Annotated in this window: 9 protein-coding genes; 2 read left to right on the forward strand and 7 right to left on the reverse strand. The window is 71.3% G+C overall.

Features of this window, described 5'->3' with window-relative positions; translation table 11 throughout:
• Nucleotides 1-105: 105 nt before the first annotated feature.
• The 3 genes from AQI94_RS40240 to AQI94_RS40250 form a co-directional block, all read right to left on the reverse strand.
• The gene (locus AQI94_RS40240; protein WP_031059079.1) at nt 106-873 is read right to left on the reverse strand and encodes an enoyl-CoA hydratase/isomerase family protein; all 768 of its coding nucleotides are present in this window, start codon (nt 871-873) and stop codon (nt 106-108) included.
• A gap of 77 nt (nt 874-950) precedes the next feature.
• The gene (locus tag AQI94_RS40245) at nt 951-2189 is read right to left on the reverse strand and encodes a L,D-transpeptidase (protein ID WP_199814402.1); all 1239 of its coding nucleotides are present in this window, start codon (nt 2187-2189) and stop codon (nt 951-953) included.
• A 162-nt stretch (nt 2190-2351) separates the two neighbouring features.
• Nucleotides 2352-3584 carry a L,D-transpeptidase gene (locus AQI94_RS40250; protein ID WP_031059084.1) on the reverse strand — a complete coding sequence of 411 codons (1233 nt, stop codon included), beginning with the start codon at nt 3582-3584 and terminating at the stop codon, nt 2352-2354.
• Nucleotides 3585-3846: 262 nt separating this feature from the next.
• On the opposite strand from AQI94_RS40250, the gene glgX reads away from it, so the two are divergent.
• The gene (gene glgX, locus AQI94_RS40255) at nt 3847-6084 is read left to right on the forward strand and encodes a glycogen debranching protein GlgX (protein ID WP_031059087.1); all 2238 of its coding nucleotides are present in this window, start codon (nt 3847-3849) and stop codon (nt 6082-6084) included.
• 75 nt (nt 6085-6159) lie between these two features.
• Complete coding sequence (locus AQI94_RS40260; protein WP_031059089.1) at nt 6160-7572, forward strand: sulfatase family protein; 1413 nt, start codon at nt 6160-6162, stop codon at nt 7570-7572.
• 26 nt (nt 7573-7598) lie between these two features.
• Here AQI94_RS40260 and AQI94_RS40265 read toward each other — a convergent pair whose 3' ends face one another.
• The 4 genes from AQI94_RS40265 to AQI94_RS40280 are packed head-to-tail and all read right to left on the reverse strand — an operon-like array spanning nt 7599 to nt 11134.
• On the reverse strand, nt 7599-8237 hold the full coding sequence (locus tag AQI94_RS40265; protein WP_031059090.1) for a response regulator: 639 nt from the start codon (nt 8235-8237) through the stop codon (nt 7599-7601).
• On the reverse strand, nt 8227-9471 hold the full coding sequence (locus AQI94_RS40270; RefSeq protein WP_031059093.1) for a sensor histidine kinase: 1245 nt from the start codon (nt 9469-9471) through the stop codon (nt 8227-8229). The genes AQI94_RS40265 and AQI94_RS40270 overlap by 11 nt, the downstream gene beginning before the upstream one ends.
• A gap of 26 nt (nt 9472-9497) precedes the next feature.
• The gene (locus tag AQI94_RS40275; protein WP_031059095.1) at nt 9498-10232 is read right to left on the reverse strand and encodes an ABC transporter permease; all 735 of its coding nucleotides are present in this window, start codon (nt 10230-10232) and stop codon (nt 9498-9500) included.
• Nucleotides 10229-11134, reverse strand: a complete 906-nt coding sequence (locus AQI94_RS40280) for an ABC transporter ATP-binding protein (RefSeq protein ID WP_031059098.1) — start codon at nt 11132-11134, stop codon at nt 10229-10231. The genes AQI94_RS40275 and AQI94_RS40280 overlap by 4 nt, the downstream gene beginning before the upstream one ends.
• Nucleotides 11135-11202 lie beyond the last annotated feature (68 nt).

Below are 11202 nucleotides of genomic sequence, written 5' to 3' on the forward strand. Positions count from 1 at the left end.
AATCGACGGACTCCCTCGACAAGGCAGACTTAAGGTTGCGTTAAGGCTCCCATAATGCGCCCCATCGAGGGACCCGGATCAGACATCGTGTCAATTGCAAGGGGTTCAGAGGAATTTCGCCTTGCCGGGGCCCTCCTCGACGAAGCTCTTCATCCCCCGCTCGCGGTCCTCCGTGGCGAACAGGCCTGCGAACCAGTTCCGTTCCACCGCGAGGCCGGTCTCGATGTCGGTCTCCAGCCCGGTGTCGATCGACTCCTTCGCCGCGCGCAGTGCGATCGCCGGGCCCTGCGCGAGCTTCGCCGCCCACGCGTGCGCCTCGGCGTACACCTCGTCGGCGGGCACGACCCGGTCCACGAGGCCGAGCGTCAGCGCCTCGTCGGCCTTGACCATGCGCCCCGTGAAGATCAGGTCCTTCGCCCTGGACGGGCCGACCAGCCGGGCGAGGCGCTGGGTGCCGCCCGCGCCGGGGATCAGACCGAGCAGGATCTCGGGCTGCCCCAGCTTGGCGTTGTCCGCGGCGATCCGGAAGTCCGCGCACAGCGCGAGCTCGCAGCCGCCGCCCAGGGCGTAGCCGGTGACGGCCGCGACGACCGGCTTGGGGATGCGGGCCACGGCCGTGAACGAGTCCTGGAGGGCGCGGGCGCGCAGGACCATCGCGGTGTGGTCCATGGCCTGCATCTCCTTGATGTCCGCGCCGGCCGCGAACACCTTCTCCCCGCCGTACACGATCACGGCGCGCACGTCCTCGCGCCGGGTCGCCTCCTCGGCGAGTTCCTTCAGCCGGTCCTGGGTGGCCACGTCCAGCGCGTTCATGGGCGGGCGGTCGAGACGGATGGTGCCGACACCTTCGGCGACTTCGAGATTCACGGTCATGCCAGCAGGTTAACGGCGACTAACGGCCAGGGCCCCGGTGCCGTACCTCACACCGGGGCCCTGGCCGTCGTCCGTACTTACGCCTTCCACTTCTCCCAGGACATGTTCCAGCCGTTGAGGCCGTTCTCCGGGGCGACCGTCGCGTCGTCGGAGTGCTTGACCACGACCACGTCGCCGATCATCGAGTGGTTGAAGAACCAGGCGGCCGGCACCCCGCTGTCGTAGCCGCCCTTGACGTCACGCAGGCCCACGCAGCCGTGGCTGGCGTTGTAGTTGCCGAAGGCGTCGCCGCCCCAGTAGTTGCCGTGGATGAAGGTGCCGGAGTCGGTGAGGCGGGCGGCGTGCGGGACGTCCTTGATGTCGTACTCGCCGCCGTAGCCGACCGTTTCGCCGTTCATCCGGGTCACCGCGAGCTTCTCGCTGATGACCATCTGGCCGTTCCAGGTGTCGTAACCGGGCTTGCCGGTGGTGACCTTCAGGGTCTTGACGGTCCTGCCGTCCTGGGTGATCTTCATCGTGTGCTTCTTGGCGTCCACGACGGAGACCTGGTTGCGGCCGATGGTGAAGGAGACGGTCTTGTTCTGCTTGCCGTAGACGCCGTCGCGGCCCTCGACCCCGTTCAGGTTGAGGTCGACGGTGACCTTGGTGCCTTCCTTCCAGTACTGCTCGGGACGGAAGTCCAGGCGGTCGTTGCCGAACCAGTGGCCCTCGACGTCGACGGCCGGCGTGGTCTTGATCGTGATGGCCTTCTCGACATCCGCGGGGCTGGTGATGCCCCGGGTGAAGCGGATGGAGAACGGCATTCCGACGCCGACCGTCGAGCCGTCCTCGGGCGTGAACGTGCCGATGAAGGTGTTCTTCGGGGTCAGGGTGGTGAAGCTGGAGTCCTCGGCGGCCGTGCGGCCCTCGGCGTCCTTCGCGACCGCGTGCACGGTGTAGGCGGTGCCGGAGGCGAGGTGGGTGGACGGCGTCCAGGAGGCGCCGTCCGCGGCTATCTTCCCGGCTATCGCGGTGCCCTTGGCGTCCTTGACCTGGACCTCGGTCAGCTTGCCCTTGGTCGCACCGACCTTGAGGGCGCCGCTGGTGTCCACGGACTTGGCCCCGTTCTTGGGGCTGATGGCGACGACCGCCTCGGACTGCTTGGTCTCGGTGGCGGACGAGTCGCCCTTCTCCGCCTTGGCGTCACCGGAACCGGAATCTCCTCCGCCGCACGCGGTGACGGCCAGCAGCAGAACACCGAGTATCAACGCCAGCAGTCCCCTGGCGCCGCGCCCCCTCGCGTCAACCGACGCCCCCGATATCGGTCGCACGTTCAAGTCTTTCTCCCCTCGAAGGGCCAGGTCAGGCCCGCTCCCCCGCGCTTTCTCCGTACGCGTTGGCGAATATTAACCGCAGACTTTTGAGCATCGTGTAAGTCCAAGGTCACCATTCCGTCCCAACTTCGGCGGAAAGCTGGGCCAAGCCGCCCCTCTGTCGGGTTACTTCACCGCGCTGCCCGCCTTCCACTCCTTCCAGCCCATATTCCATCCCCCGAGTCCATTGTCGGGAGCGACCTTTTTGTCATTGCTGTGGACGACCTCGACGACGTCCCCGACGAGGCTGCGGTCGAAGAACCAGCCCGCGGGCGTGTCCGAGCTGCCGCCCTTCACGTCCCTGAGGCCCACACAGCCGTGGCTGACATTGACCCTGCCGGGGGCGGTGGGCGACCAGTAGTTGCCGTGCAGGAAGGTGCCGGAGTCGGTCAGCCGCAGGGCGTGCGGGACGTCCGGGATGTCGTACTCGCCGCCGAAGCCGACCGTGCGGCTGTTCATACGGGTCACTTCGAGCATCTCGGTGACGACCATCTTGCCGTTGTAGGTGGTCGTCTTCGGGGCGCCGGCGGTGATCGGCACGGTGGCGAGCAGCGCGCCGTCCCGTCTGACCTGCATGGTGTGCGCGGCCGCGTCGACGAGGGAGACCTGGCTGCGGCCGACGGTGAAGGAGAAGGTCCGGTACTGCAGGCCGTAGACGCCGGACGCGCCCTCCACGTCGCGGAGCCGGAGCGCGACCGTCACGCGCGTGCCCGGCGTCCAGTAGTGCTCGGGGCGGAAGTCGAGGCGGCCCTTGCCGAACCAGTGCGGGCGGATCTCGACGGGCGGCTGCGCGGTGACGTGCACGGCGCGTTCGACGGCGGCGCGGTTGTCGATCTCCCGGTTGAACTCCAGGGAGACGATCATTCCGGTGCCGACGGTGGAACGGTTCTCGGGGCTGACGTACCCGATGAAGCGTTTCTCGGGGACGTAGGTGGTGAAGGTGGTGTGCCGGGCCGAGCGGCGGCCGTGGGCGTCGAGCGCGACCGCGTCGACCGTGTACTTGGCGGCCAGCGCCAGCTGTGCCTCGTCGGGTTCCCAGCGCAGGCCGTCGTCGGAGATGTGTCCGGGCACCGGGAAATCCTGCGCGTCCTGGGACTTGACGACGGTGACCGACTCCAGGCGCCCGCCGGGCACCCGGACCCGGAGTCTGTCCTCGGGCGGCACGCCCTTGGTGCCGTCGTCGGGGGCGATCCGGATGACGTCCTCGGGCGCGGGAGGCTTCCCGAACCCGCCGACGCCCCCGATCCCGCCACCTCCGTCCGCCGTGCAGCCGGCGGCTCCGGCCAGCAGTCCTGCCCATGTCACTACGGCGGCCAATGCGGCCCCCACGCGCCGAGCGCGCCCATGTCGATGCCTCACGCCCACCCAACGACGCTGCCCGCCCGGGAGAAACGTGACCTTTGGGCCCTGCGGCCGCGGGGACGCGCCCCCGCGGGGGCGCGGGGCGGTATCGAGGTGCGGCGGACCCACCACCCTCCCCGTACCGCGCATCACACAAGGAGACGTGAATGCGAGGCAAGCGCTGGGCAGAACAGTGGGGAGAACGACGTGAGAGGGTGCCGCAGCCGGGACGCCGTGCGCTCTTTTCCACCTCGTTCCACGAGCCGTGGGAGGCCGACCGGTGTCCAGCGCAGCCGAGCAGGAGGCGGTGACGGAAGCCGCCGAGGAGCGCCCCGCCGCGCTGGTGAACGGCGAGCGGCGGGCGGTACCGGCCGTGCCGGTGTGGCCCGGTGCGCCGACGCCGCTGGGTGCCCGGTTCCGGGTCGGCCCGGACGGGGTGGCGGGGACCAACTTCGCCCTGTGGGCGGGCGGTGCCGAAGCGGTCGAGCTGTGTCTGTTCGACGCGGGCGGCAGGGAGACCCGGGCCCGGCTCACCGAGCTCACGCACGAGATCTGGCACGGCTTCGTGCCCGGCGTCATGCCCGGCCAGCGCTACGGCTTCCGGGTGCACGGCCGCTGGGACCCGTGGACCGGCGGCCGCTGGAACCCGGCGAAGCTGCTCCTGGACCCGTACGCCCGCGCGGTCGACGGCGACTTCAGCCTGCCGCCCGAGGTGTACGGCCATGTCCGCGACTGGCCCCAGCAGCAGGTCGCGGACACCGTACGGGACGACCGCGACTCGGCGCCGCACGTCCCCAAGGGCGTGGTCGTCCATGACGACGACGACTGGGCGGAGGACCGCAGGCCGAAGACACCGTGGGCGGACTCGGTGATCTACGAGGTCCATGTGCGGGGGTTCACCGCGCTGCACCCCGGCATCCCCGAGGAGCTGCGCGGGACGTACGCCGGGCTGGCGCACCCCGCCGCGATCGAGCACCTCGTGAAACTGGGTGTCACGGCCGTGGAGCTGCTGCCCGTGCACCAGTTCGCGCACGAGGACCATCTGCTGCGGCGCGGTCTCAAGAACTACTGGGGCTACAACTCCATCGGCTACTTCGCGCCGCACGCGGCCTACGCCGCCTCCGGTACGACGGGCCAGCAGGTCGGCGAGTTCAAGCGCATGGTGCGCGCGCTGCACGCCGCCGGGATCGAGGTCATCCTCGACGTGGTCTACAACCACACGGCGGAGGCGGGCGAGCTGGGCCCGACGCTGTCGCTGAAGGGCATCGACAACCGGGGCTACTACCGCCTCCAGTCGGACGCTCGCCGGTACGCGGACTACACCGGCTGCGGCAACACCCTGCACGTGGTCCAGCCGCACGTCCTGCGGCTCATCACCGACTCCCTGCGCTACTGGGTGACCGAGATGGGCGTGGACGGCTTCCGCTTCGACCTGGCCGCCGCGCTGGCCCGTTCCATGCACGACGTCGACATGCTGTCCCCGTTTCTCGCGGTCATCGCCCAGGACCCGGTGCTCCGGCGGGTGAAGCTGATCGCCGAGCCGTGGGACGTGGGCTCCGGGGGCTACCAGGTGGGCGCCTTCCCACCCCTGTGGACGGAGTGGAACGACCGCTATCGCAACGCCGTCCGCGACTTCTGGCGGGGTGCGCTCCCGGACGTGCGGGACCTCGGCTACCGCCTCTCCGGCTCCAGCGACCTGTACGCGTGGGGCGGACGGCGCCCGTACGCCTCGGTCAACTTCATCACCGCGCACGACGGTTTCACCCTGCGCGACCTGGTGTCGTACGAGCGGAAGCACAACGAGGCCAACGGCGAGGGCAACCGGGACGGCACGGACGACAACCGGGCGTGGAACTGCGGGGCGGAGGGGGAGACGGACGACGAGCGCGTCCGGGCGCTCAGGCGGCGGCAGTTGCGGAACCTGCTCACCACGCTGCTGCTGTCGACGGGGGTGCCGATGCTGGTCGCGGGCGACGAACTGGGCCGCACCCAGCGCGGCAACAACAACGCCTACTGCCAGGACAACGAGATCAGCTGGGTGGACTGGGGGCTGCTGGAGGACCCCGGCTGGAAGGCCCTGTTCGACCTCACCGCCCGGCTGATCGACCTGCGTCACCGACACCCGGTGCTCAGGCGCCGGGCGTTCTTCTCGGGGCGGGCGCACTCGGCGGACGGGCTGCGGGACCTGGCCTGGTTCACGGCCCGCGGCACGGAGATGACCGAACGGGACTGGTACGCGCCGGCCTCCTCGCTCGGCATGTATCTGTCGGGGCGGGACATCCCCGGCCGGGACGAGCGCGGCGCGCCGATCGTCGACGACAGCTTCCTCGCGGTCCTGCACGCCGGGGACCGGCCGGCGGCCTTCCTGCTGCCGGGGCCGCCGTGGGCGGAGCGGTACGAGGTGGTCGTCGACACGTCGAGGGAGGAGCAGGGGGAGGCGCCGCGGGTGGTGCACCGGGCGGGGGCGTCGATCACGGTTCCGGCGCGCGCGGTGCTGCTGCTGCGGGTGGCCGGCTGAGGGGTTGTTGCAGGTCCGTGAACAGCGCATGTGATCGCTGGCCATGGCATCGATCCGCTGACCAGACTCGCTCGCATGCCCGAGATCTCCCGCCGTGCCTTCGGTGGTCTCGTCGGCGGCGGTGCCGTGACCGCCGTCGCCGGTACGACGACCACCGCCGAGGCCGCTCAAGCTCCCGCCGAACGTCCCTTCCGGGCCCGGACCGGGGGCTCCTCCGGCAGACGCCCCAACCTCCTGGTCATCCTCGGCGACGACCTCGGCTGGGCCGACCTGTCGTCGTACGGCGCCCCGCACATCAGGACCCCGAACCTGGACCGGCTGGCCCGGCAGGGCGTGCGGTTCACCGACGCGTACTCGGGGTCCTCGACCTGCTCGCCGACCCGGTTCAGCCTCTACACCGGCCGGTATCCGGGGCGTACCCCGGGCGGGCTCGCCGAGCCGATCGCGAACCGGACGCAGGGCCTCGACCCGAACCACCCCACCCTCGCCTCCCTGCTGAAGAAGGCGGGCTACTCGACCGCCCTCATCGGCAAGTGGCACTGCGGCTGGCTTCCCGACTACAGCCCCACCAAGTCCGGCTGGGACGAGTTCTTCGGCAACCGGGGCGGAGTGCTGGAGTACTTCTCCAAGCTCGGCCAGCTCGGCGAGCACGACCTCTACGAGGGCGACGCCACCCACCAGGACCTGCGCTACTACACGGAGGTCCTCACCGAGCGGGCCGTGGAGTACGTGAGCCGCGACCACACCGCGCCCTGGCTGCTGAACCTCAACTTCACGACCCCGCACTGGCCCTGGCTCGCGGAGGGCGACGAGGAGACCGGCGCGGAGATCGCCGCGAAGATCCGCGCCGCGAAGAGCCAGGCGGAGGTGTCGGCCGCGCTCAACCACTACGACGGCGGCTCGGTCGCCAAGTACACGCAGATGGTGGAGAGTCTCGACGCGGCCGTCGGCGAGGTGCTCACCGCGCTGCGCCGCTCGGGGCAGGAGGAGCACACGCTGGTGTACTTCGCCAGCGACAACGGCGGCGAGCGCTGGTCGTACCTGTGGCCGCTCAGCGGCGAGAAGTTCGTCCTCCAGGAGGGCGGCATCCGGGTGCCGACGATCGTGCGCTGGCCGCACCGCCTCGACGGCGGCCAGGTCAGCCACGAGCCGAACTTCTCCCCCGACTGGACGGCGACCTTCCTGGAGGTCGCGGGGGCCCGCCCGGACCCGGCGTACCCGCTGGACGGGACGAGCCTGGCCGGGTACCTGCTGCGGGGCGAGAACCTCCCGGAGCGGGACCTGTTCTGGCGGGTGCGGGCCAACCGGGCCCTGCGGCGCGGGAACTGGAAGTACTACCAGGACTCCGCGGGCAAGGACCACCTCTACGACCTCGGCGCCGACCTGCGCGAGCAGGCCGATCTGGCCCCGGACCGGCCGGAGTTGCTGGCCGAGCTGAGGTCCGCGTGGGAGAAGGTCGACGCGACCCTGCTGCCCTACCCGAAGTAACCGGGACCAGCCGGGACCAGCAGGGACTAGCCGAGGATCCCCCGCCGGTACGCCGTCGCGACCGCCGCCGCGCGGTCGTTGACGCCCAACTTGGCGTACAGATGGGTGAGATGGGTCTTCACGGTCGCCTCGCTGATGAACAGCTCGCGGGCGATCTCGCGGTTGGACGTGCCTTGGGCGACCAGGGCGAGGACCTCGCGCTCGCGGGCGGAGAGGGGCTCGTTCGCCGGCGCCCTGGGCGAGCGGACGGCGGAGACCAGGCGGGACGCCACCGCCGGGGACAGGACGGTCCGGCCCTCGGCGGCCGCCCTGACCGCCGTGCACAGCTCGTCGCGCGGGGCGTCCTTGAGGAGGTAGCCGGTGGCCCCCGCCTCGATGGCGGGCAGCGTGTCGGAGTCGGTGTCGTACGTCGTCAGGACGAGGACCTTGGCGCGGGCCTCGACGCGGGTCAGCTCACGGATGGCGTCCACCCCGCCCCCGCCCGGCATCCGCAGGTCCATCAGGATCACGTCGGGGTCGAGCGCGGCGGCCCGCTCGACGGCCTCGACGCCGTTGGACGCCTCGCCGAGGACGGTGAAGCCGGGCGCGGACTCGAACATGCCGCGCAGCCCGTCCCGTACGACGGGATGGTCGTCGACGATCAGCACCGAGATGTCACTGGTCATGGCGGACCAACGGTACGCGAGCCGACAGCGCGGTGCCGCGGCCCGGTTCGGTCTCCACGGTGAGGGAGCCCGCGATGCGTTCGGCGCGGGCCCGCATGCCGTCGAGGCCGAAGCCGCCGGCGCGGGTGCGGGCAGGGAGGGCGAGCGGGTCGAAGCCGCGTCCGTCGTCGCGGATGTCGAGGATCACCTCGTCGGTCAGGAAGCTCAGGGTGACGCCGAGGCGGGTGGCGTGCGCGTGCCGGGCGGCGTTGGACAGGGCCTCCTGGGCGATCCTGAGCAAGGTCGCGGAGACCTCGTCGTGGAGCTGCTCGGCGGTGCCGGTGAGCGTGAACTCGGCGCGCACCCCGGTGCGTTCGCCCCATTCGGCGACCGTCTGCTTCAGCGCTTCGGGAAGTCCGGCCCCGTCCAGGGCGACCGGGGCGAGGTTGTGCACCGAGCGGCGGGCCTCGCCCAGGCTGTGGCGGGCGAGGTCCATGGCCCGGTGGACGTGCTCGCGGGCCTGGCCCTCGTCGGGCGTGTTCGCGACGACCTGGAGCTGGGCGATGATCCCGGTCAGGCCCTGCGCGATGGTGTCGTGGATCTCTGCGGCGAGCCGCCGGCGCTCGTCGGCGACGCCCGCCTCCCGTGCCTGGACGAGGAGTTGGGCGTGAAGGGCGGCGTTCTCGTCGAGCGCCTGCTGGAGGGCCTCGATGGTCGAGGCGCGCTCCCGGGAGCGCTGTTCCTCCTGCTCGGTGATGTGGGCGACGAACGCCTGGAGGCCGAAGTTGACGAACAGGAGCCCGGCGAACCCGAGCCACTGGGCGGTGCTGGTCACCGGCAGCCCGCCGACCTGCGCGCCCGCCACGATGACCGCGCTCGCGAACAGTCCGAGCCGCCGCCACATGCCGGGGATCAGCTCGTCGGCGTCCATGTAGCCGGTGGCGGCGTAGAACGCGAAGAACGGGTTGATCCAGGTGAGGACGAAGGCGATCGCCCAGCGGACGGCGTAGTACGCCGTCCCGGCCCGGGAGGGGCTGCGGCCGCGGTCGGCGCGGCGGTACCGGGTGCCGTGCCACCACGTCTGGAGGACGACCGCGGCGGCGACCAGGGACCCGGCGGTGTACCACTCGGCGGGGCCGTCCATCAGGTCCGCGGAGACGAACGTGAGGACGGCGCTGACGCCGAGCAGCGCGTACGGCCCCCAGAGGTGCAGCTGTTCCAGGCGCCGCTCGATCTGTGTGTCCGCCACGGTCATGTCCTCAGTCTGCACGGCCTGTTCCCCTACTCCCAGCGGAACCAGCGCGACGCGGCGGCCGTGAGCAGCACCGTCCAGGCGACGAGCACGCCCAGGTGGTTCCAGCCCGGCCAGTCGCCGGCCGCGGCCCGGTTCAGTGCCTCCGCGGCCGCGCCGAACGGGGTGTACCCGACGATCCGGGCGAGCACGTCCGGCATGGTCTGCACCGGCGCCCACACGCCCGCGCAGAACATCGCCGGGAAGAACACGGCGGACCCGATCGCGCCGGCGATCTTCGTGGTCCGGGACAGCGCGGAGACCACCGCGCCCAGCGCGAGGGCGGCCAACACGGCCAGGACCAGGGCCAGCAGGTATCCCGGGAGCTGCTCGGGCAGCCGTACGGCGAAGGCGAACCGGCCGACGAGGAGGGCGAGCAGCGCGGAGGCCAGGGCGGCGCCGCCGTAGACGGTCATCTGCGCGGTGAGCAGGGCGGCGGGGCGGACCGGGGTGGTGGACATGCGGCGCAGGATGCCGCGCTCGCGGTAGCCGGTGAGGGTCTGCGGCATGGACTGGAGGCCGCCGACGATCAGGCCGAGCAGCACGGCCACGGGGACGTAGACGTCGATGGTCCTGAGGCCGCCGAGGTCGGCGTCGTGGTTCCGGAAGGACGGGATGGAGCCGAGGATCACCAGGAGCAGGGTCGGGAACAGCAGGATCCAGAACAGGGCGCCGGGTTCGCGGCGGAAGAGCCGGACCTCGGTCCGCAGTACGGCGGTGTTCATGCCGTGGCCTCCTGGGTCAGGTCGAGGAACGCGTCGTCGAGGGTGGCGTCGACCACACGGAGCTGGTGGGCGGTGACGCGCCGGCGGGCGAGCAGGGTGATCACGGCGTTCACGGTCTCGTCGGTGCCGGAGAGGGTGAGGCGGCCGTCCCGGTCGTCGATCGAGGCGAGGGCCGGCAGCGCGTTCAGCTCGTGCGCGTCGAGCGGGGCGGACGGCGTGAAGCTGATGACGGTGGCGCCGGCCGTGCGCTGGATCAGCCCGGCCGGGGTGTCCAGGGCGGCGACCCGGCCCTTGTCGATCACGGCGATCCGGTCGCAGAGCCGCTGCGCCTCCTCCATGAAGTGGGTGACGAGCAGGACGGTGACGCCGTTCGCGCGGACGTCCTCGATGAGCTCCCAGGTGTCGCGGCGGGCGCGCGGGTCGAGCCCGGTGGTGAGCTCGTCCAGGACGACCACGCGGGGGTTGCCGACGAGGGCGAGCGCGATGAACAGGCGCTGTTTCTGGCCACCGGAGAGCTTGCCGAACCGGGTGGTGAGCCTCTGGGCGAGGCCGAGGCGCTCGGCGAGCGGCCGCCAGTCGAGGGGCCGTTCGTAGAACGTCGAGTAGAGCTCCAGGGCCTCGCGGACGGTGAGCTTGGCCTGGAGTTCGCTCTCCTGGAGCTGGGCGCCCAGGACCCGGGCCACGCGCGCGTGGTCGGCGACGGGGTCGAGGCCGGTGACCCGGACCCGGCCCGCGTCCGGGACCCGCAGACCCTCGACGCACTCGACGGTGGTCGTCTTGCCGGCGCCGTTCGGGCCGAGGATTCCGAAGATCTCGCCCTCCTCGACGGCGAAGGAGACACCGTCGACGACGGCCCGGCCGCCGTAGGACTTGCGCAGTTCGCTGACTTCGATGACGGACATGGCCTCAGCGTCCCGGTCCGGGCCCCGCCGCCGCATCGCCCGTCGCGCTCGACCCGGCATCAACCGAT

Origin of the sequence: Streptomyces pseudovenezuelae (genome assembly GCF_001513955.1) — a bacterium.
Lineage (GTDB): Bacteria > Actinomycetota > Actinomycetes > Streptomycetales > Streptomycetaceae > Streptomyces > Streptomyces pseudovenezuelae.